This window comes from Microcoleus sp. PH2017_24_DOB_U_A, assembly GCF_020738205.1.
In the GTDB taxonomy this organism is placed as follows: domain Bacteria; phylum Cyanobacteriota; class Cyanobacteriia; order Cyanobacteriales; family Microcoleaceae; genus Microcoleus.
Window position 1 is genome coordinate 1 of sequence record NZ_JAEQCT010000069.1, and the last position, 22,468, is coordinate 22,468.

Genomic DNA, 22,468 nt, shown 5'->3' on the forward strand with positions numbered 1-22,468 from the left:
AGCCGACTCCCTTGGGTGAAGCAGGAAGCAGACCCTTCAAGAGCAATCTTGATTGAATAGTGAGACTTGAGAAAGTTTAGCTAAGTTTTGTGTAGCAGCTTACAACCTACCTTGCTGTCTGGAGGAATGTCTGCGCTCCTCTGAGCTTGCGGCAAGGCAAGAATAGCAAACCGCTATTTTGGGGAGCCTCGTTGTGGCTCTGATGATTGCCTCCAAGAACCTGAATTTCAGGAGATTTACAGTTAAACTTCTCAAGAATCTCATCCCCGACTTTCGGGGAGGGAGTATCTAAAAGTCGAGCTGTCCCCAGTCAAAAAGCCCCTGTATCTGACAACTGTCAACGATCGCAGTAAAAGTCAGCAGCACGTCTTTTGACCCTGCTCAAACCGTTCGACTAGCAGTTTAACAAAAAATATAGTACAGTTCTTAAACTCACAATTTTCGGAGATTCGAGGTAATATCATGGCCGAAATAACTAAAGAAGAAATGCGCGAACGCCTGGGAAATATTGACCAGATTCGCGATATAATTTTCGGGGCGCAGCTTAGAGAATACGACAATCGTTTCGACAAAATAGATTCCGACTTGTCGATGATGCAGCAAGATATGCACGCTCGCATCGAACAAGTGAAAACAGTTCTGTCCACAGAAATGAGGGCGGCAGTTGATTCGTTAGAAAAGAAAGTTAAATCGCTCACCTTAAATACGCAAGAAGAAAGTGCTGACCTCCGACAGCAAATCGATCGCGTTAACCGCAAATGCTCTAGCACCATCGAAGCCCTCGACGAGGCGATCGACAATCAAACCAGTTCCATTCGCGACGAACTCTCCCAAACCAGAGAGCGACTCTCCGAAGAAACCCGCACTTTGAAAACACAGGTTTTTGAAGAACTAGACCGACGCTTTTCCATGCTCAGAGATGTTAAAGTTTCCAGAGATGACATGGCAGAAATTCTGTTTGAACTAGGAATGAGACTCAAAGGAACAGAATTTGTGCCCGAACTTAAAGGCGTTGCTGATAATAAGTCAAATAACGAATTTTTGTTGCCGGAGCGCCACCATCACGGATAATAACGCATGGCTTTACCGAAAGAAAATCCAGAAGTTGAAAATCAGCTAGAGGGTTTTGTTTCTAAACCTGACGAGTCTGCTGCCTCGGCAGCAACCCAGCTAGACCCCTTGTTGACTCTGTTATTCGATCTCAAAATTATTGCTGGTTCAAAGCAGCAAAATCCCGAGTCCGAAGCTGACAGCAGCGGCAAAAACGGTCAAGCTGGGGCCCTCGGCGGGTCGATCGATTTGTTAAGTATTTCCTCCGCACAGCCAGAGGAAATTGCAGCGCAGCAAAATCCCGAACCCGAAGCTGCTAGCAGCAGCGGCAAAAACAGTCAAGCTGGAACCCTCGGCGGGTTGATGGATTTGTTAAGTATTTCCTCCGCACAGCCACAGGAAATTGCAGCGCAGCACAATTCCGAACCCGAAGCTGACAGCAGCGGCAAAAATAGTCAAGCTGGAGCACTCGGCGGGTTGATGGATTTGTTAGGTATTTCCTCCGCACAGCCAGAGGAAATTGCAGCCGTGCCAGAAACTGGCTCTTGCCAACCCGATTCTACTGCTTCCCCGGCTGTTGCAGACGAGTCCCACAATTTGCTGTTCGCTACTCACAAACTCAACACTTCTGAACTGGAAAGAAACTATTCCTCAGCTAAAACTATAGATGTTTCCGCAGATGTTTCGGATTTGGAGAGAGAATCACCCTCGCTACAAGCATTCCCTGACTTAACAATTTCCGATTCTCCCCAGTACGTACAGCGCGAAAAATCCCAGGATTCTGCTGACACCGCTGTAGAGAATTCGCCCATTCCCCAAACTCTGGCGCCACCCGCAGCAACCGATCCGAATTCCTCAGTGTCCGGACTTTCGCAGCCATCACAAAAAATATATGCAGATGCAAGTGTGGCATCAATTGAACCGAACCGAGAGTCGCAAGAACAGCCGATACCACTATCGCAGCGATCGGAAATCATAGGCGATATTAAACAAGAATTCAATGAAGCCGACAGCGCGATGGGAAGGCTGCAAAATCTGATTTTTGGCTCGCAAATGTCAGATATCGAGCAACTCAAAAATCTCCTAGCAGAAACTGATTTGCCGGGGGTGTGCAATCTGCTAGCAAGCATCGACTCTAAATTAGAAAAACTGGAACACCAAATCTACGATCCACAAGAGCTGATCGCCCTAATGCTGCCTTGGATCGCAGAAATTCTCAGCCGCAAAATTGCCGATTCCAGAGAAGAAGTTGTTAATGCGATAGTCCCAATTATTGATGAAGTGATTAGGGCTAAAACTGTGGAAAACAGGCAAGCAATGAGTTCGGCGATAGGTGAGTTGCTGCCCGACGCACTTGCTCAACAAATAGAAAATTCGCCAGCGGATATTGCTCGGGCGATCGCCCCAGAAATGGGTTTGGCGATAAAAGAGCAAATTCGCCTCGATCAAGAGTCGATCGCCCAAGCCCTCGCCCCGGAAATGGGCAAAGCCATTACAGCCCAAATCGCCCTCGAACGCGACTCTATGGTGGATGCTCTCTATCCCGTCATTGGCAGTACGATCTCTAAATACATGGCAGAAGCTATTAAAACTATCAACGAAAAAGTCTCAAATAGCTTAAGCATGGAAGGAGTTGGGCGCAAAATTCGCTCCCAAGTACAAGGAGTCTCCGAAGCTGAATTAATCCTCAGAGAATCAATACCTTTTACCGTCCAAGCAGCATTGTTAATTCACAAGGCATCTGGCTTGGTAATTTCCGAAGTTCAACACCCCGCAGGCAATTACCAGTTAGAAGCGGAAATGGTAGCAGGAATGCTCACAGCTATTCGCAGCTTTGTGAACGAATGCATCGTTCAGCCCGGAGAAATTTCTGAACTCAATCTAATTGAATACGGCGACTCAAAAATTATGTTAGAAGTAGCGGGATACTGCTACATGGCAGTCGTGATTAAAGGAGAACCGCCACAGTCGTTCATTAACAAACTCCGGCAAACACTTACTAATCTGATCCTTAATTACGCTAAATTAATTCACGAGTTTAACGGCGATCCCGGTACTATACCGGACTCTGTGCACCCGTTCATCCAAAGTTTATTCGACCCGGTGGAAAGGGAAAAATCAAAAAAACCCCCCTTCGTGCTGATCGGGGTGACGATCGCAGCGCTAACCTTAATCTCAACACCTTGGGTAATTTATCAGCACCGCCGGAGCATTGACCGCCCCCTGGCAACAAATGCCGCTTTAGCTTTAGCCTCGACCCCAGAATTAGCGGTTTACCGCTTAAACGCCGACGTGGAGGGCAACACTCTCAAGTTAACCGGAAATTTGCCAAATCCAGAATTGCGGGAAAAAGCCGCCAAAATAGCCGCCTCAACTGCACCAAATCTGAAATTAGACAATCAAATTGTCGCTGTAGATGTACCTCCAGATCCCGTGTTGACGGCGGGTGAGGTGCAGCGGATCACCGCTGTTTTGAACCGCTTGTCGGGTGTTTCTATTTCTAGTCGGTATGGCGATCGCAAAGTTACAGTAGAGGGGACAGTCATGGAGGCTGTCGATTCACAGAAAATTGCTCAGTCCCTGAAGCAAATTCCCGGCGTTGAGTCAGTCGTTAGCACTGTGAAACTAGATCCGCTTAAAATTGCCACCCGCATCTACTTCGACCAAGGAACGACAACATTAGACTCAGCATCAGAAGAAATTATCGCCAGTGTTAAAAGTTTCATGGATCAATATCCTCAAAAACAGATTAAGATAATTGGACACAGCGATCGCACTGGGGAACTTGTCATCAATCAACGGTTGTCGCTCCAGCGTGCCACAGCAGTGCGAGATGCTTTGCTGCGGCAAGGTGCCAATCCGAAGCGCCTCCTGGCGGTTGGCAGTCAAAATCCTCCCCCCGGCGTGGAACCCAATCAACCGCTACTTTTAAGCAGATGCGTGCTATTTGAACCAATAACTAAGATCGTAAACAGCAAATAATTATGTCAGTTACTATATCTAAAAAAATGTGCATGATCGGCGACTTTGGCGTCGGTAAAACCAGTCTGATCCGCCGTTTTGTCGATCGGCAATTCAGCGACGAGTACCTCTCCACCGTCGGAGTAAAAATTTCCCGCAAAAGTATCGCATTAGAAAACACCAAACACCCGGAAAGTGTCACCGCACAGTTGCTGATTTGGGACTTAGAAGGACATACAAAATTCAAAGGAATCGCACCGACTTACTTACAAGGAGCTAGCGGCGTTTTAATCGTTGCCGATGTCAGCCGATCCGAAACAGTTGAGCGAATCTCCGAACACGTTAAGCTGTTTTCTTCAGTCAATCCCAAAGGATCAATTATCGTCGCTTTGAACAAAGTAGACTTAATTGACGAAGAAAAATTGGCATTGCTAGTAGAAATCTCCCACTCAATCGGTCAAGACAAAGTATTGGCAGTTTACACGACATCGGCTAAAACGGGCAAAGACGTTGACGAAATTTTTCACAAACTAGCTTACACAATGGTAGAACAAGTATGAACCGTTCGTAGATGTATACCCACATCTACCCAAACAGAGCCTGCATTGGGTAGATGCTGCGAACGTGCAGGAACAGGATAAGACCTACGTTGTTTGAGTCATGACACCTACAGATGAACGCCAGTTTGTAGCTCTGTCGATTGCTATTAAGGAACGGATTAATTACATACAGATCCGCGTGTTGCACTCCCAACAAGCTCTTTCAACATTTCCGAGGCAAACATTACTTAGAAATAAGGCTGACAGAAGATGTCAAACTACGTTTTTCTCATTGATGCCAACAAAAAACCGATGAATCCGGTTCATCCCAGTCACGCCAGAAAACTTTTAGATTCGGGCAAGGCTTCGGTGTTTCGGCGCTATCCGTTCACACTGCTCCTCAAGCGAGTAGTAGAAAACATTGGGAGCATCTCAGTTTTGCAAGAAGCATTTTTTATGGTAGTGCTGTCCCCGCTCGCGTGCTTGTACAAGCACGCGAGCGGGGACAGCACTGTAAATGCAAAACTGAGATGCTCCCGGAATATTGGGTGCATCTCAATGCAAGCAAATATATCCGTAGGGGCGAAGCATGACCGTAGTCAATATGGGATTATAACTAATAACTTATATGCGGTCATGCTTCGCCCTCTTCCCAAGTGAGATACACCCGGAATATTGCACAACAGTTCACAGGAAAGATGGTTACAGCTATGCCTGAAAACATACTCAAAAAAGAACGAGTGTCTGGATATGTCCACCAATAATTATCGAACAGTATGAACCCCCTTTTTAGAAAGCTCCTGGGTCCGCGACAAACAGAGTATCTAATAGTAAATCACAATTTCATCATTCAGGAAACCTCTGCCGAAGTGCAGAATTATGCCGATACTCCGGGTGACGCGCTCCCCGGTACAGATGCTCGCATCTGTTTTCCCGAACTGATTGGAATTGAAAATATCCTCATGTCGATCGTGATGGGAAGGCGGCCGAGTTTTGAACTCAAAGGTATCGCTCGGTTTGCCGACAACAACCGCCCTTTATACTTCGATATGTTGGCGATAGAACATGAAAACGAACAAGATATGGCAAGTAATTTGCTAATTTTGATTGAAGATGCCACCGAAAAAATGGTGATGAAGCAATCCTTGATTCAGAGAGCGAATGAAGCTAATCTTTTGCTGAGCGCCTTAGCCGCTTCAAAAGATTATATAGATAAAGTGATTCGCTCCATGGGCGATGCTTTGTTGGTGACAACAACATTAGGAATTATCAAAACAGTCAATCAATCGGCACAATGGTTATTTGGGTACAGCGAAGCAGAATTAATCGACCAGCCTCTCTCCATCATAGTAGTCGAAGAAACATTGCTTTACCAAGGTCGCCACCGCTATATTTTGTCTCAAAAAGAGCTGCTCAGAGAATTGGAAGTAGTCTGCACTACTAAATCGGGAGAAGAAATTTGGGTAGAATTTTCCTGCTCGGCAATTCAGACAGAATTAGACGGACTTTATGATTTCATATATATCGGCAGAGACATCACAGAACGCAAGCAAGAAGACATGGAAATTCGTCGCTCTCTGGTAAAAGAGCAAGAACTCAGACAGCTTAAATCTCGTTTTTTCTCGATGCTGGCTCACGAATTCGGCAATCCTTTAAATACAGTATTATTTGCTACTCAAATTCTCAAAGAATATGGGGACGAAATTACCCAAGCGGAAAAACAAGAATACCTCGAACACGTTAAATCAGCATCTAAACACATGGCTCAGCTATTAGATGACGTGCGGTTGCTCAGCAGCGCCGAAGCTGGAAAACTCCAATTCAATCCCGCACCACTTGACTTGCGAAAATTTTGTAGCGAGTTAGTAGAATCAATAAAAATTAGCTACGGACAAAATCATAAAATTAATTTTGTTTGCAGAAAATCTATTGCGCCTGGGAAAAAAACCGCTCCGGAGTCGGAGGCAACAGAATACTCGCCCGCACTGGATGCCAAATTGCTGCGGCACATCTTGACAAACTTGCTGTCAAATGCTGTAAAATATTCGCCGATCGACAGCTATATTGATTTTCAATTAAATTATCATAGTGCAGAAGCTATATTTAAAATAAAAGATGCGGGCATTGGCATTCCTATAGAAGACCAAGAACAACTGTTTGAATCTTATTACCGGGCCCAAAATGTCGGAAAAATACCTGGTACAGGACTGGGTTTATCCATAGTTAAACAGTGTGTAGACCTGCACGGAGGTCAAATCGAATTTTCCAGCGACACAGGGTTAGGCACTACCTTTGTAGTCACAATTCCATTTGCAAAACAGAGGTAATACGATTTGGGAATTGGGAATTGGGCATAGGGCATAGGGCATAGGCATAGGGCATACCTCACCACGCTTGAGAACCGTTATAATACGATTTTCCATTTTCCATTTTTCGATTTTCCGATTTGGGAATGACCCGCCCAAAAATGGGTACCGTGCCACGTAAGCGACCTTGGCTGGTCTATTCCAAAACTTTAGACAAAACTTCAAGGTGCCAGATTCATCAAATCGAGCAATGACTAATGACCAATGACCAATGACCAATGACCAATGACTAATGACTAATGACTATCACGAACTGAGGGCACGTTCACCACTACAAAATCCAACATGACAACCCTGTTAAATAAATTGTTGGTTCCCCACCACTTGGAGTACCTAGCACTGGATCAAGACTTTCTTATCGCAGAGACATCTCTCAACGTGCAGCGGTTTGCCGACTGTCCCGAGGAAGTAGTTACCGGAAACGATGTCCGCATTCCCTTTCCCGAATTCCTGGGAACTGAAGAAATTTTAATCGATATTTTTGAAGGGCGGTTGCCAAATTTTGAATTAAAAGCGATGACGCGAGTATTAGAAAATGGCTCGCGGCTTTATTTTGATATGTATATCGTCGAGTTCAGCAATGACGATAGCGAGCAGAGATTAATTGTATTTTTTGAAGACGTAACCGACAGGATGGGTTTGGAACAAACTCTAGTCCAAGCTACCAATGAAATGAATATTTTATTGAGTACCTTAGCCGCTACTAATAATTATGTTGAAAAAATTATTACTTCCATGGCCGAAGTTTTGTTGGTGACAACGGCCTCGGGAAAAATCAAAAAAGTCAATCAAGCGGCTCAAGATTTGTTCGGTTATAGCGAATCGGAATTAGTAGGTCAGCAAATAGACACCCTTACTGCTGAGGGCGCATCTTTGCAAGCAGTCAGCCAAGAGTCGCCTCAACAATCTCAAACTAATACTGAAGTAATTTGCACCGCAAAAACAGGAGAAAAGCTGACAGTTTCCTTTTCCTGTACACCGATTCCAAGTGACATGAAAAGTTTTTCTGCAACTTCTACGGCCCTCCAAGATTTTGTGTACATCGGCCGCGACATGACATACAGACAGCGAGCCCGCAAGCGAAAAGTAGCTCAGTACGTCACCACTCACATCCTCTCTACATCCGAAACAATCAAAAAAGCTCTAGAAGCAATTCTCCCCGCAATTTGCGACAGTTTGGGGTGGGATACTGCCGAACTTTGGATGCCGCCGGAAGCTGGGGAAAAACTGCTGTTAGGAAGTAAGAGAATAACTGCGATTTCCGACCCCAATTTGCTGCGGTGCGTCGCCTGTTGGACAAAAGGCTCAGTTTCCATCCCCAAATTTGCCGAATCTGCCGAACAAATGATCTGTGGATTCGGGGAAGGATTGTCGGGTCTCATTTGGGGCAGCGGTTCGTCTCAGTGGATTGCGGATGTAACAGAAAGCGAAATTTTTATTAGCAGAGAAATTGGCGTAGAAGAACGACTGCACGGAGCTTTTGGCTTCCCAATTTTGGGGGACTACGAGCAGGAAAATTCTGAAAGCTCTGTGTTGGGGGTGATGACTTTTTTTAGCCGCGAAGTGCAGTATTTGGATGAAGAATTGCTCCAGACAATGGCAACAATCGGCAGCCAACTCGGTCAATTTATTAAGCGCAAGCAAGCGGAAATAGCTTTGCGGGAAAGCGAAGAACAATTACGAGACTTATTTGAAAATGCTACTGACTTAATTCAAAGTATTGGAGCTGACGGTCATTTTTTGTATGTAAATCGGGCTTGGCGGGAAACTCTGGGCTACAGCGAAGCCGAAATTGCTCAAATGACTGTTTTTGATATCATTCATCCCAACAGTTCCCCAGAGTCGATGGAGATATTATGTCAAGTTATTACTAAAAAAGCTGTCAATGAAAATACTTTTTATCCCCACTCTATTCAGATAATATTTATTACTAAGAATCACGAACAAATTTTGCTGGAAGGTAGCATAAACTGTAAGTTTTTGGAAGGTTCTTTAGTAGCGATTCGCGCTATTTTGCGAGACATTACTGCTCGCAAGATGGCGGAAGATGCTCTAGCAAAATCTGCTTCCTTGCTGCAAGCAACTTTTGATTCTACTGCTGACGGTATTTTAGCTATTGATAGGAGCGGAAAAATAGTTACTTTCAATCGAGAATTTGTGGAAATGTGGGGGGTACCTAGCGACGTGATGGCGCTGCGAGACGACGCAACAACGATCGCCTTTGTGCAGAACCAACTCAAAGACCCGCAAGCATTCCAAGAGAGAATAGAATCGCTTTACGACCAGCCAGAAGCCGAAAGTTTTGACTTGTTGGAATTTGAAGACGGCAGATTTTTTGAACGCCATTCGGAACCGCAGCGGCTGGGAGATAAAATTATCGGTAGAGTCTGGAGTTACCACGATATTACGGAACGCAAGCAAGCAGAAGATGCCCTGCGGGAAGAACAAGAAAAATCGGAAAATCTGTTGTTAAATATCTTGCCCGTGGCAATAGCAGAACGACTCAAACAAAACGAAACGACTATTGCTGAATATTTTCCCGAAGTGACTGTTTTGTTTGCTGATATTGTGGGGTTTACAGCTTTGTCTTCTGTGATGAATCCGATCGACCTCGTGGAGCTCCTGAATAAGATTTTCTCAGGATTCGATATGTTGTGCGAGCAGCACGGCCTAGAGAAAATCAAGACCATCGGCGACGCATACATGGCGGTAGGAGGGCTGCCCTACCCTCGGGCAGACCATGCAGAGGCGATCGCCCAAATGGCTCTAGATATGCAAAAAGAGATAGCTCGGTTTAATGGTCTGAATAAGAAATATTTTAGCATCCGCATCGGCATCCACAGCGGCCCGGTTGTTGCCGGAGTGATTGGCATCAAAAAGTTTATTTACGATTTGTGGGGCGATACGGTAAATATCGCTTCCCGCATGGAATCTCATGGTTTGCCTTGGCGGATTCAAGTCAGTGAAACTACTTATGACTTATTGAAAGACAAATATTTGCTGGAAGGGCGCGGAACTATTGAAGTTAAAGGTAAAGGGGGTATGAAAACTTATCTGCTTGTTGGTAAAAAATAAGTTGGCAGTTGACAGTTGACAGTTGACAGTTGACAGTTGACAGTTGACAGTTGACAGTTGACAGTTGACATAGTGCGAACTCATAGGCAGCATCTCATGTTTGTAAAAAGGATTTTTTTATTATAGTGCGAGCACGCAAGAGCTCGCGTATTGTAGAATACGCGAGCGGGGACAGCACTATAAATGAAAACTGAGATACTCCCAACTCATATAACTCGCGAACAGGAGTCAGCAGTCAGCAGTCAGCAGTCATCAGTCATTAGTCATCAGTCATCAGTCATCAGTGATTAGTCGTCAAGCTGATGACTAAAAGTGTTGCTAAAGTTAGTTAGGAATACTTTTTGACCAAGATTTATGGAACTTGCTAATTTGTCGGTAAATTTACGATCGCCCTTAGAATTTGTCGATCGCCATCCTGTGACAGTTTCGCCCTCAACTTCCCTCCCAGATGCGATCGCCCTAATCCGTCTGGCGATGGACGCTTGTCCGCTACCGAATTCACCTGCACACTCAAACGAAACGGTAACAGCATCAATTAGTTGCATCTTAGTGGTCGAGGAAAATCAGCTAGTCGGATTGCTAAGGTTGGCAGATCTGCTGAACTTAGCCACCACATACGGATGGCAAGAAATGAAAGTTTCCGGCGCCATGACGCGGAATTTAGTTGTCTTAAAAGAATCAGAATTTACAGATATTTTTACCGCATTTAAGCTATTTTGTCAATACTCGATCGATTGTTTGCCAATTGTAGATGAACGGGGTCAGCCAGTAGGTTTAGTCACCGCAGAAAGGATTCACCCAGAAATTTACAGCCTCGTTAAAATGTTGCAGCAAGAAGTTGTCAAACTTCAGCAAAAACAGTGTGAACTCTTAGAAAGTAAGTCAGAAATCGAAAAACAAGTCAGCGATCGACAAAACGCCGAAAATGCCCTGCGGGAGAGCGAGGCGCGCTACCGGGCGATTGTGCAAGACCAAAGCGAACTGATTTGCCGCTACCTCCCCGACGGCAAATTCACATTTGTCAATCAAGCTTACTGTCGCTATTTCGGCGTGCAACCAGAAGACTTGCTCGGTAACAGTTTTATGCCACTGATCCCAGAAGTAGACCGAGAAATTTTTCAAGAACAATATGCTTCTCTGTCTGCGGAAAAGCCTGTGTTTACTTGCGAACACCGAGTAATTTTGCCGAGCGGGGAAATTCGTTGGCAGCAGTGGATCGATCGGGCTATCTTCGATGCAAACGGAGAAATTGTGGAGTATCAAGCTGCCGGTCGGGATGTCACCGATCGCAAACAAGCAGAAATCGCTTTGCAGCAACTCAATGCAGAGTTAGAACTGCGAGTCCAGCAGCGCACTAAATTTTACGAACTGGCAGTATCGGCGGGCAAAGTGGGGGTTTGGGACTGGAATTTGGAAACCGACGAAATCTACGTCGATCCGTCTTTAAAAGCTTTGTTGGGCTATCAAGACGCAGAGATTCCCAACTGCATGGAACATTGGGGATCTCTGGTTCACCCGGACGATCGAGTTGCCGTCGGGGGAGCAGTCTCTGCTTATCTAGAGGGTGTGACAGAAATTTTTGAAGTCGAACACCGGATGCTCCGCAAAGACGGTAGCAACTGCTGGATGTTTGCCCGCGGGACTGCGGTTCGATCGCCCGACGGCAAAACCTACCGACTGATCGGGACTGACACCGACATTACCGATCGCAAATTGACCGCAGAAAAACTGCAAAACTCGGAAGCTGAACTGCTGGCGCTGTTTAATGGCATGACGGATATCGTGCTAGTTTTCGACGCCAGCGGCCGCTACCTCAAAGTCGCCCCCACGCCTCCCCAATTGCTGTACAAACGGGCTAATGAAGTGCTAGGCAAAACCCTCGCCGAAATCTTCCCAGAAGCCGAAGCTAATTTTGCCCTCGGCCACATTCGCCAAACCTTGGCATCTGGACAAACCCACAGAGTTGAATACAGCATGGAAATTGAGGGCAAGTTAATCTGGTTTGATGGCAGTATTTCGCCGCTGGGAGTCGATCGGGTGATGTGGGTAGCGCGAGACATTACTGCTCGCAAACAGGCAGAAGCTGCACTGCAAAAGAGTGAGGAAAAGTTTCGCAATTTGTTTGACGATGCTCCAATTGCGATCGGTTTGGCAAGCGTGCACGATTACCGCACGATCGAGGTGAATGAAGCTTACCGCCAGATGTTGGGCTACAGCGATAAGGATTGGGCGGTAATGAGTTTCGCTGATGTCACCCACCAGGAAGATTTACCAGCAGATGTCGAGCAAGTCAAGCAGTTGGTCGAGGGCAATATTCCTCGCTTTCAAATGGAAAAACGCCTGATTAAGAAAAATGGCGAGCTGATGTGGGCAAACATGACGGTGACGCTGATTCGGGATGGCGAGGGCCTTCCTCTCTACAGCATGGCGGCGATCGAAGATATCAGTTACCGCAAGCGAGCAGAAATGGAATTGCAGCAGTTAAAAGAACGCCTGCAATTTTTACTTGCTTCTAATCCTGCGGTAATTTTTACTGCCGCTGCGGCGGGGAAATTTTGTATTACTTACATCAGCGACAACGTTCAGACAATCGTTGGCTACGAGCCGCAAGAAGTGTTAGCAGATTCTAACTTTTGGTCGGGCAGGATTCACGCTGAAGATCTGCCACAATTTATAGTAAATTTTTGTGCTTTGTCTGAGGGTAAAAATTGCATTTACGAGTACCGCTTTTTGCATAAAAATGGAATGTATCGCTGGCTGCGGACAGAACTGAAACTATTGGTTGACAGCAGGGGCATTCCGATCGAAATTATTGGTTACGCCGCCGATATCAGCAATTCTAAATGCGCTGAAATAGCTTTGCGGCAGCAGTTTGAGCAAGAACGGCTGGTGGAGGCGATCGCCCGTCGCGTCCGCCAATCTTTGCAATTAGAGGAAATTCTTAACACCACGGTTGCCGAACTCCAGCAAGTCTTGTTAGTCGATCGAGTTTTGGTATATCAAATTTTACCCGAAATTGGCGGCCGAGTCATTGCTGAAGCGGTGGTAGAAGGATGCAGTCGGCTGATAGATAGATTTTTTGGCCGAGAGGTTTTTCCTGCTGAATGTTATCAGCTTTATTTGCAAGGACGAATTTGTGCAATTTCCGAACTAGATGACCCCTCCATTACACCTTGTATGATGGAATTTCTGCAACAAATTGAAGTTAGGGCTAAGTTAGCAGTCCCAATTATTCAGCACAGCCAACTTTGGGGATTGCTAATCGCGCACCAGTGCGATGGGCCCCGGGAGTGGCAAGAATGGGAAATGAATTTATTTCAGCAGTTGGTGAATCAATTGGCGATCGCCATTCAGCAATCTCTACTTTACCAGCAACTGCAAGCTGAACTGAGCGATCGCTTCCAAGCGGAGGCAAATTTGAAAAACTCCCTCAAAGAGAAAGAGATTTTGCTCAAAGAGATTCACCACCGCGTTAAAAACAACCTCTGCGTAGTTGCCAGCCTGTTAGAATTGCAATCTAACACGGTTGCCGACCCCCAAATAGCCAAAATGTTTGAAGAAAGTCAGAACCGCCTGTACTCTATGGCTCTGATTCACGAGAAACTGTACCGATCGACTAACCTGGCAAAAATTAATTTTGGCGAATATCTAGAAGATTTGGTCAGTAACTTGTTTCAGTCTTACAATATAAGTGACAACCGCATTCAGTTGCAGGTATTAGCTGAACAAATCTCCCTAAATATTGAGACTGCTACTCCCTGCGGCTTAATTGCTAATGAATTGGTTTCAAATACCCTGAAACACGCTTTTCCTCACGATACGAGCGGTACAGTTAGTGTACAATGCTATCAGACTGGCGATCGGGAAATCCACCTCTTCGTTAAGGACAACGGGATTGGCTTTCCTGAAAACATAGATTTTAGGAAAACTAACTCGATGGGCTTTCAAGTTGTCTGTACTTTAACCGAGCAGTTAGAAGGAACCATCGAAATGTCAAGAGAAATCGGCACAGCCTTTCACTTAGTATTTAACGAGTTAATTTACTCGCAAAGGTTCTAAAATCATGAATTTTCCAGAGCAAAAAATTAATAATATTAATATTTTAATTGTAGAAGACGAGCTATTGATCGCTAAGAACTTATCTCAAAGATTAGAAAAATTTGGATATAAAATCGCCGATGTTGTTTCTTCAGGAGCCGATGCCATCCATCGCGCAGGCGAACTCAAACCAGATTTAATTTTAATGGATATAGTAATCAAAGGCGAGATTGACGGCATAGCAACAGCAGCAATAATTCATCAACAATTAGATATCCCCATTATCTATACAACTGCTTATGCCGACGATGAAACTTTGCAGCGAGCAGAAAATACTGGTTCTTATGGCTACCTCCTCAAACCGTTTAAAGAAAGAGAAATGCACGCTACCATCAAGATAGCGCTGAGTAAACATCAAGAAGCCGTTGAAATGCAAAAACTCATGGCACTAGCAGCAGCGAAAAGCGAAAATAGAACGCGATTTGTTTCAATGGCATACCACGATTTAAACACTCCTTTGACTACCATACAGCTCTCGGCTGAAATGCTGGAAGATAGCGATTTGAAAATATCGCCAGGAACAACAAATAAAAATGTCAATCGCATTAAAAAAGCCGTCAGCAATATGAGTGAATTGCTGGACGATATTTTAATGCTCAGCAAAGCAGAAGCAGGCAAACTTTCCTTGAATTTAAATGAGCTAAATGTGACAGAGTTCTGCACATCTATTTTAGAAGAACTGCAACCGATAGTCACCGACAAACACCTTGTAACTTTCCTCGCCCAAACAGAGCCACTCCACGCCAATCTTGACACAAAACTGCTGCACCAATTGCTGACTAATTTGCTTTCAAACGCTATAAAATATTCTCCCAATGGCGGTTCTATTAGTTTAGAATTAAGCTGCGAAAACCAGCAAATAATATTTTGCGTTCGAGATGAGGGAATTGGGATGACAGCGGGATATGAAGAAAAACTCTTTCAGCAGTTTGAACGAGGTGCGAATGTAGGCAAGATTAAAGGTTCGGGTTTGGGACTCTGCATTGTCAAACACATAGTTGACCTGCATGGCGGTACAATAAGTGTGGAAAGTGCGATCGGTAAAGGTACTACATTTATTGTGGCGCTGCCTTTTTTAGTTATTGGTCATTAGTCATATTATGTCCGGTCAATTACCCACAATTAAATTGGTTTGTAGTGAGGACTTTAGTCCTCTGATTTTTATGAGGACTAAAGTCCTCACTACAAACAGGTTGATGGCGGTCATTTTTCAGCAAATCTATCCGGAGATAAAATCTCGATCGCCCAATCTTTTTCTTCCGCCGCCCTATTAGCAAATCGCTCAGCCAAAGCAGGTACGATCGCCAACGGATTGCTCAAACCAGAAAAAACGTGCAATCCAGGGCGATCGCGAATTTCCCCCACTACGGGAAACCTATCAGCGCTAAATGCCACAATACAATCGTGCCAAGTTGCCGGTAAATCTGCCGCATCTGGCAAAACCTTGCCGATACCTGCACGAATTGCGGTTTCGCTGGTTTTGCGATCGACTTTCGCGTTCAAATCGCTCAAAGTGCGAGACAATTGGCCGATCCGCAAACTCCCGTCATTAAATTGAATTGCACCCGAATCTAAAATCGGCGGTAACAACTCCTTACCCGGTTCGTCCCAAAGAAAATCTACCTCAATTTTACTCGATTGTGCTTCCAATTCAAAACGTTTTAATAGTGCGGGCATCACCAAAGTCCTGAGTTTCAAATCCACAGGTGCCGTCTCCAAAATCTCAGCACGACTAAAATAAACTCCCACAGAAATACCCGCCGTTTTTAGCAAACTACGACTCCAACCTCCAGCACAAATTACCGCATTTTTACAGGCATAACTTTCGCCTACCGTCTTGACACCCGAAATCCGATTTCCTTCTGCTATTAAACCAGTTACTTCCGCAATTTCTCTAGTTCCTCCCAGCCGCAAAAACCCTTGACAATAAGCTTGATTTGTGGCATTCGGCGAAATGTGACCGTGACGGACAGTTAGAGCTCCGGCGATCGCACTTTTGTTCAGCAAAGGTTCCAACTCGCCAGCTTCTGTAACGCTCACAAGCTGGGGAGGAATCGCAAAGTGTGCGTAATTAGCCGCGACTTTTTCTGGCTCAACTCCCGCATCAATTGTCAGCAACAAATCCAACTCGCGAAACTCCGTATTGCTATCTAATTCCGCCGATAAATTGCGGTGACGTTCGATACCTTCTGCACACAATTGCCGAGTTAAATCAGTCGTACCCGACCAATAAGCCAAGCCGCCGTAACTAAAACGAGTAGCATTTTGCATGGTAGCATCTCGTTCTAAAAGCAACACAGCAAAACCTTTTTTTGCGAGTTCGTAACTCAGCGCTGTACCAGTAATCCCGCCGCCGACAACAATCCAGTCGTAAGTTTTCATCATGGGCAATTCACAGGGAAGGATTCACGAATTCTTCGATTTTATAGCAATTTCTTGATAAGTAGGGACAGGGCATTGCCGTGTCCGGTGCGGGGATGAGGACACCGCATTGCCGTTTCCCTAGTTGAAAAAATGATCTACCTACAGAAAGAGCTGAGGTGCGATCGCCCTAACAGAAACTTCCACCCCTTGGGAGATGCTCGCAACCGGAGATTTTTCGTTCAATAGTAGCAATTAGAAGCAGCAAAAATTAGAAACACCAGAGAGGTTTTATGAGTATCGACAAACCGGGCAAAGATATGCGCCGCACTGTCAATCCGGGCGATCGCATTTCCGACGAACCGCAAAGCATCGAAGAAAAAGCTCAGCAATTAGCAGTTGACCACGTGCCAGACATCACGGGAGATACAGTTACAGTTCCCACTTATTTCATCGTAGATGAACCGGACGGGGAAAAGAAAGCTTTGCACCACGTCAAAGACGCTGAGGAAATTTCTGACGTAATTCGGCAGGCGCGTGTTGACGAAAATGGCGATCGCATTTGGGATTAAGTTCAATCCAATAAAAACTGGTTTGTACAAAATTTATCGGTAGAAATCATGGAAACAAATCAAAGAAATAGTACGCCCTTTCCGAATGTTCCACCGATTCTAGAAAGTGACGACAGAGAGTATCGCGATGCCGGCATTACCAGTACAGTTTCAGTTGCAGGCCATCCCCTTCACCCCGTAATCGTCACTTTTCCGGTAGCCTTTTTAGTCGGGGCCGCGGGCACGGATATCGGTTATTGGCTGACAAGCGATCCGTTTTGGGCAAGAGCTTCGGTTTGGCTAATTGGTGCAGGTTTTGCTGCGGGGATTTTGGCCGCAATCACGGGCTTTTTAGATTTTGCAAGAATTAAAAGAGTGCGCGATCGCAGTGCCGGCTGGTTGCACATGGGCGGGAATGTGGCGGCTATGGTACTTTCGCTGATTAACCTGGTGTTGCGACAAGGAAATCCGGCTGAGCCGATCGTCTTTACAGGTTTAGCTTTGTCGATCGTCGTTGCAAGTTTGCTGGGCGTTACAGGCTGGTTCGGCGGCGAACTAAGTTTTCGCCACAAAGTCGGCGTCATTGGCCCTAGCAGTCAAAATTAGTAGGTTTGCGATCGTTTGTAGTAAGGACTTCAGTCGGGAGCATTTCAGTTTTGCATTTGTAGTGCGAGCGTCCCCGCTCGCGTGCTATACAAAGCACGCGAGCGGGGACGCTCGCACTGTAAAAAAAGGGGACGCTCGCACTGTAAAAAAAGGGGACGCTCGCACTGTAAAAAAAGGGGACGCTCGCACTGTAAAAAAAATGCTTTTTGCAAAAATGAGATGCTCCCCTTCAGTCCGTTTTTGTGCTGCGTGGATAATGCAGGACTAAAGTCCTCACTACGAACCTTTGTTTTTTCGTTTGTAGTGCGGACTTCAGTCCGTCTTGATGCGTGGATAATCAACGACTAAAGTCCTGACTACGAACCTTTATTTTTTCGTTTGTAGTGCGGACTTCAGTCCGTCTTGATGCGTGGATAAATTAGGAGTCTTCGTCCTCGCTACGAACCTAAAGATTGTGCAATCCAATCGAGATAAGCCTCACTGGCAGCAATAATGGGAATCGCAATAATTTCGGGAACTTCATAGGAATGGAGTTCCTGAACTTTTATTTTTAAAGCCTCAAATTTAGCCAAATCTGTTTTAATCACCAACTGCCACTCCGATTCCGAATGAATCTCGCCTTGCCAAGTATAAATAGAGCGAATCGGAGACAAACTTACACAAGCAGCCAGCCTGTGTTCAACTAGAGATTTAGCGATATTTTCCGCCTCCGCCTCCGATTCAGCAGTTACCAGCACCACCCCAAAATTAACACTCATAAGGATTTTAGATCAGATGTTAACAGATTTGATATTACAAATTACAAATTACCGATTACAAATTACAAATTACCATAAAAAAATGGTTTAAAGCCTCTCCCCGATCAGGATAAATTAAAAGATAAAAGAAGATAATTCATTACCCCAATCCTCTTCCTTAGAGGTAGAGGTCGCCTTCATCTGTCAACTGTCAACTGTCAACTGTCAACTGTCAACTGAACAATCACCCATTCTTAACTTCCGTAACTTCCCAAGAATTGACTTTGCACGCCCCAGCTAAGGAAAAGTAGCGCCTAGTAGATTCCGGCAAAATAGCTCCCGCCAACAAAGCATTATCTAAATTAGCTCCTATTAACGTCGCCTCGCTCAAATCGGCCGCCATCAAATCTGCTTGACACAGCTTTGCCCAATTCAAATTTGCCCCTTTCAAACAACTTCCCCTAAACTTAGCGCCGGTTAAGTTTGCTCCCGCCAACTTCACTCCCCGCAACTGAGCCGCGCTGAAATTCGCTCCCGCCAAATTCGAGCCTTCCAAATTAGCTCCCATCAATTTAGCTTCGCTGACGTTGACTCCGCTCAAATCTGCACCACAGAGATTCACGCCTGTCAACTGCGCTCGCCGCAGGCTGACTCCAGTTAATTGAGCACCAAAAAGTTTTGCACTGTTGAGCTTGGCACCGTAAAGGTTTGCCCATTTAAAATTAGCTCCGGTGAGGTTCGCGCCCAGCAAGTTAACTAATTGCAAGTCGGCGCTGCACAAATTGGCATTCCACAACACAGCACTCCGCAGGTTGGCGCCGGTTAAAGTTGCGCCGCTTAACTTTACCCTGGGCATTTTTGCTTTGACCAAAAAAGCTCCGCTCAAATTAGCTTTTGTCAAATCTGCGCCTGAGAGTTTGGTTTCGCCCATTTTGGCAAAACTCAGATTTGTTCTTTGCATCAGTGCGCCTTTGAGGGTTGCTTTGGTGAGAAACGCTCTGCTGAGGTTCGCTCCTGAAAGATTAGCGCGCGAAAGGTTGACTCCGATTAAGATTGCTCCGCTGAGGTTTGCCCCGCTCAGATCGGCTCCAGCAAAGTCTCTTTGTCCTTTTTCGTAATTGTTGAGCAGTTCGCTAACTTCCATAGGGCGTGATACCTTCTCTGATTGGGGGGGTTCGATCGAGAAATCTTTACTCTTAGGGTTGTTTCAGAAATTATACTGTTACAAAAATTAGACTGTTTCAGCGTTGGCATCAAACTGTATAACTTCTGTTAGCATCACTTTCTGTTCAAACGCGATCTCTTAATAAAGATTTTATATTGTTCTCTCGGTGGCGATCGCCATTTCGGTACTTTTGAATTAAAAGTTAATGTTTCGTGACATAGATAGTCATTCCTTAACGATCGGCATTAATCCGCAATTTCAGCCTCAGCGTGCCCTTGAATCCTGCGGGAGGTTGCCAGGAATTCAAGGCTGCCTTGATACTCTCAAGGGCGTCTGTTGCTTGCAGCGTCGAGGTTTGAGTGTCGATGGCCACTTTCGCAACACGGCCGTCTTGTACGGATAAATCCCATACCGTCTCGCCACTAACCGCCGCTGGGAGATTAACAGATCGCAGGTATTGATTCAGAGATGCGATCGCCCCAGCATCCAATCCGGGAGCGCTGACTACTTGCAAGCGAGCAGCAATCTGCTGCTGGCGCGATCGTTGGCTGTCAGGAGCTAGCCGCGGGAGAGGAGCTGGGACTGGCGGTGAAACACCGCGAGTCGAGCTGGCGCTGCGAGTGCCACCTCTAGTTTGCTCGCGCTCGTCGGCCTGGACAATACCTTCATAGCTGACACCCTGCGGCAATTCCACCGGCACTTGCACGCGGCGCCGAGCACCATCAGGTTCGACTCGCACTTCTTCGCTCACAGCCACAAAAGCCGTGTATTCCGACAGCAAGCGATAAGCCAAAGCTGTATTAGTCACAGCTTCCACCAAAGAAGGAGTCTCGCCACCAAACATTTGATTCATTAAATCTTTAATGCGCGATCGCCCCCAAAGTTGAGCTACCGCCGGATTGCCAAAATCTGTAACAATTGCTGCGGCTGAAGTTGACTCCCGTTGTCTCCCTCCAGATTGAGCAAAATTAACAGGTAAAATTTGCTCGTAAGCTTTGCCGCCCGCTTGAGTGCCGCGGATGCGGAGTTGGCCGTTAGTTCGATCGCTCTTTTTGCCAAACAACACCAGCGGCTGACTGGTAAATAAGTCTGGGGGCGCGATCGGATAAATCTCCGGTTTTTCGCCCATTCCTTCCCAACTAATTTCAATATTAGTCAATACCGGACTGTTAATTTGACGGAAAAACTTTTCAGCAGCTTCCGCCGAAGGTTCATCTTGACGAATTACTTGAGACGTGCCTCTACCAACTTGGGCTAAACGGTTGAGCAAAAACCGATTCACCGAACTGCCGACACCAAAACTGTAAAGTCGATTGCCCGGTTTTATACTCCGCTGCACCAGAGCCAAAACTTCTTTTTCATTGCCAATATAACCGTCAGTAATTAGTACAATACTCCGCAGCCTTTCGGTTGGTGCAGCCGGAAACTTCATTACGGCTTGAATGCCGTTCAGCAGTTCTGTGCCGCCGTTAGCTTGCAACCGATCGATATAATTAATTGCGCTTTGTCGATTTTGGGCAGTATTCGCTAAAGGAGTAGCGGACAGCGCTTGCGCCGTGTTGGCAAAATCAATAATAGTAAAAGTATCCTTGGGATTGAGTCCTTGAATGAAGCGGCGCATCAACTCTTTAGATTTTGCTAGCGGTTCGCCCTGTTGAGAACCGGAAGTATCCATCAGAAACACGACATCTTTTGGTACAATTTCATTAGTTTTGTAGTTTAATGCCGGAATCAAATAAGTCGCAAAATGACCGCCCCGTTGGTCGGCTTGACTCAAGACTGTAGCGCGAGTATTTTCCCCTGATACTCGATACCGGAGAATTAAATCTTTGTTAGGAATTTTGTCATAATTGGCGAGTTGAACGCGCACAATATTGCCATTGCGTTCGGTGGTAATTTGATGGGAAGTAGAGCGGACATCGCCGATCGCAACTCCGGCATCGATTTCTACGGAAACAGCGATATCGCGACCCGATCGCGTACCCGGAGGCAAGAGAGGCGAGTTTATGCGATCGGCATCGCTGGTATTTTGCGAAATATAGCGCGGGCCTACCACAGTGGGAAACACAAATTCGTAATCGCCCCCGGCAAATTTGAGACTCTCGGTGTAGCGAATCGTCACTTCAATCTTTTCTCCGGGTTTGATATTAGCCAGAGACTGAGTAAAAATATTATCGCGTTCTTGTTCCAACAAACCCGCAGTCCTACCTTGTTGGCGAGCTTTTTGGTAAATTTCCAAAGCTTCATCGCGGCGTTTGATATCAGCTTTAATAATGCGATCGCCAATTTTAATTTCCATATCATCCACCGCCGCTTCATCGGGGAGGGGAAATACATAAACAGCTTCTAAAGATTCGGGAAAAGGATTTTCAAACTTCTGAACAACTTCGACGCGGGAGATATTGCCGGCAACTTTAGCTTTAACTTCAGTCTGCTTGAGAGTAAAGACTTCTTCTGTGGCTGTATTTTGAGTTTTGACGAACAAACCGCCGACACGACAGCGAGTTTCGGGCGATCGCGCGCCCTTACAACTAACATCGTTACTAGCGAGGATTTTCGGCGACAGAGACGAATGATTTTGCCCAGGAGTGTTTGCCCGCGCCGCATGGGGAGCGAGAATAGCACCGCACTCGTTAGCGAAGCCCTCGAAGAGGATCGCTGCGATCAATGCGATACCACCAGAAAGCCACTGTTGAGGGGATAGAACGCAGACAAACTTCATAGCAATTTTTTTATCAGACTTGAGGTGCTCTACCTACCATGACTTTACCATTGGCGAAACGTTCCTGGGTTAGCTGTTTGGGAAAAATGACTGAACGGGATTTGAGATTTTAGATTAAAGATTTTATAATTGACTCCACAGGGGCAGACTGGGACTGGCATCGGTATTGAGGTTGTTTCGGGCGATCGCAGGGCGAACCCAACCTAAAAGATTGTATAATAGTTAGATACTTAAATA

General features: G+C 45.7%; 14 protein-coding genes. 10 read left to right on the plus strand and 4 right to left on the minus strand.

Annotated features, from left to right (window positions below):
- Positions 1-462: 462 nt before the first annotated feature.
- From JGK07_RS19790 to JGK07_RS19825, 8 genes are all read left to right on the plus strand, one after another.
- The gene (locus JGK07_RS19790) at positions 463-1,071 is read left to right on the plus strand and encodes a hypothetical protein (RefSeq protein ID WP_293155138.1); all 609 of its coding nucleotides are present in this window, start codon (positions 463-465) and stop codon (positions 1,069-1,071) included.
- A gap of 6 nt (positions 1,072-1,077) precedes the next feature.
- The gene (locus JGK07_RS19795) at positions 1,078-4,032 is read left to right on the plus strand and encodes an OmpA family protein (RefSeq protein WP_293185789.1); all 2,955 of its coding nucleotides are present in this window, start codon (positions 1,078-1,080) and stop codon (positions 4,030-4,032) included.
- A 2-nt stretch (positions 4,033-4,034) separates the two neighbouring features.
- A complete protein-coding gene (locus tag JGK07_RS19800; RefSeq protein ID WP_293225941.1) occupies positions 4,035-4,571 on the plus strand; it encodes a Rab family GTPase in 537 nt (178 codons plus the stop codon).
- Between the two features lie 249 nt (positions 4,572-4,820).
- The gene (locus JGK07_RS19805) at positions 4,821-5,210 is read left to right on the plus strand and encodes an RRXRR domain-containing protein (RefSeq protein WP_293185787.1); all 390 of its coding nucleotides are present in this window, start codon (positions 4,821-4,823) and stop codon (positions 5,208-5,210) included.
- Positions 5,211-5,419: 209 nt separating this feature from the next.
- Positions 5,420-6,877: a PAS domain-containing sensor histidine kinase gene (locus JGK07_RS19810; protein ID WP_293185786.1), complete on the plus strand. Its 1,458-nt coding sequence runs from the start codon at positions 5,420-5,422 to the stop codon at positions 6,875-6,877.
- A gap of 324 nt (positions 6,878-7,201) precedes the next feature.
- On the plus strand, positions 7,202-9,991 hold the full coding sequence (locus tag JGK07_RS19815; protein WP_293185785.1) for an adenylate/guanylate cyclase domain-containing protein: 2,790 nt from the start codon (positions 7,202-7,204) through the stop codon (positions 9,989-9,991).
- A gap of 354 nt (positions 9,992-10,345) precedes the next feature.
- Positions 10,346-14,050, plus strand: coding sequence for a PAS domain S-box protein (locus tag JGK07_RS19820; protein ID WP_293198615.1), 3,705 nt, complete (start codon positions 10,346-10,348; stop codon positions 14,048-14,050).
- A 4-nt stretch (positions 14,051-14,054) separates the two neighbouring features.
- On the plus strand, positions 14,055-15,182 hold the full coding sequence (locus JGK07_RS19825; RefSeq protein WP_293185783.1) for an ATP-binding protein: 1,128 nt from the start codon (positions 14,055-14,057) through the stop codon (positions 15,180-15,182).
- Positions 15,183-15,292: 110 nt separating this feature from the next.
- On the opposite strand, the gene JGK07_RS19830 is transcribed toward JGK07_RS19825, so the two are convergent.
- Complete coding sequence (locus JGK07_RS19830; RefSeq protein WP_363319732.1) at positions 15,293-16,474, minus strand: FAD-binding oxidoreductase; 1,182 nt, start codon at positions 16,472-16,474, stop codon at positions 15,293-15,295.
- 269 nt (positions 16,475-16,743) lie between these two features.
- Between JGK07_RS19830 and JGK07_RS19835 the strand changes: the two genes are divergently transcribed.
- Both JGK07_RS19835 and JGK07_RS19840 read left to right on the plus strand, forming a co-directional pair.
- Complete coding sequence (locus JGK07_RS19835; RefSeq protein WP_293185782.1) at positions 16,744-17,022, plus strand: hypothetical protein; 279 nt, start codon at positions 16,744-16,746, stop codon at positions 17,020-17,022.
- A 48-nt stretch (positions 17,023-17,070) separates the two neighbouring features.
- Positions 17,071-17,607, plus strand: a complete 537-nt coding sequence (locus JGK07_RS19840; RefSeq protein ID WP_293155175.1) for a DUF2231 domain-containing protein — start codon at positions 17,071-17,073, stop codon at positions 17,605-17,607.
- Between the two features lie 437 nt (positions 17,608-18,044).
- Here the strand turns inward: JGK07_RS19840 and cutA are convergent, their stop codons facing one another.
- From cutA to JGK07_RS19855, 3 genes are all read right to left on the minus strand, one after another.
- On the minus strand, positions 18,045-18,365 hold the full coding sequence (gene cutA / locus JGK07_RS19845; RefSeq protein ID WP_293185780.1) for a divalent-cation tolerance protein CutA: 321 nt from the start codon (positions 18,363-18,365) through the stop codon (positions 18,045-18,047).
- A gap of 223 nt (positions 18,366-18,588) precedes the next feature.
- A complete protein-coding gene (locus JGK07_RS19850; protein WP_293185778.1) occupies positions 18,589-19,488 on the minus strand; it encodes a pentapeptide repeat-containing protein in 900 nt (299 codons plus the stop codon).
- Between the two features lie 253 nt (positions 19,489-19,741).
- Positions 19,742-22,231 carry a VIT domain-containing protein gene (locus tag JGK07_RS19855; protein WP_293242766.1) on the minus strand — a complete coding sequence of 830 codons (2,490 nt, stop codon included), beginning with the start codon at positions 22,229-22,231 and terminating at the stop codon, positions 19,742-19,744.
- Positions 22,232-22,468 lie beyond the last annotated feature (237 nt).

Coding starts and splice junctions, on each gene's coding strand:
- JGK07_RS19820 (WP_293198615.1), top strand. CDS start 10,346: ATGGAACTTGCTAATTTGTCGGTAAATTTACGATCGCCCTTAGAATTT.
- JGK07_RS19835 (WP_293185782.1), top strand. CDS start 16,744: ATGAGTATCGACAAACCGGGCAAAGATATGCGCCGCACTGTCAATCCG.
- JGK07_RS19795 (WP_293185789.1), top strand. CDS start 1,078: ATGGCTTTACCGAAAGAAAATCCAGAAGTTGAAAATCAGCTAGAGGGT.
- JGK07_RS19840 (WP_293155175.1), top strand. CDS start 17,071: ATGGAAACAAATCAAAGAAATAGTACGCCCTTTCCGAATGTTCCACCG.
- JGK07_RS19830 (WP_363319732.1), bottom strand. CDS start 16,474: ATGATGAAAACTTACGACTGGATTGTTGTCGGCGGCGGGATTACTGGT.
- JGK07_RS19805 (WP_293185787.1), top strand. CDS start 4,821: ATGTCAAACTACGTTTTTCTCATTGATGCCAACAAAAAACCGATGAAT.
- JGK07_RS19855 (WP_293242766.1), bottom strand. CDS start 22,231: ATGAAGTTTGTCTGCGTTCTATCCCCTCAACAGTGGCTTTCTGGTGGT.
- cutA (WP_293185780.1), bottom strand. CDS start 18,365: ATGAGTGTTAATTTTGGGGTGGTGCTGGTAACTGCTGAATCGGAGGCG.
- JGK07_RS19850 (WP_293185778.1), bottom strand. CDS start 19,488: ATGGAAGTTAGCGAACTGCTCAACAATTACGAAAAAGGACAAAGAGAC.
- JGK07_RS19790 (WP_293155138.1), top strand. CDS start 463: ATGGCCGAAATAACTAAAGAAGAAATGCGCGAACGCCTGGGAAATATT.
- JGK07_RS19815 (WP_293185785.1), top strand. CDS start 7,202: ATGACAACCCTGTTAAATAAATTGTTGGTTCCCCACCACTTGGAGTAC.
- JGK07_RS19825 (WP_293185783.1), top strand. CDS start 14,055: ATGAATTTTCCAGAGCAAAAAATTAATAATATTAATATTTTAATTGTA.
- JGK07_RS19800 (WP_293225941.1), top strand. CDS start 4,035: ATGTCAGTTACTATATCTAAAAAAATGTGCATGATCGGCGACTTTGGC.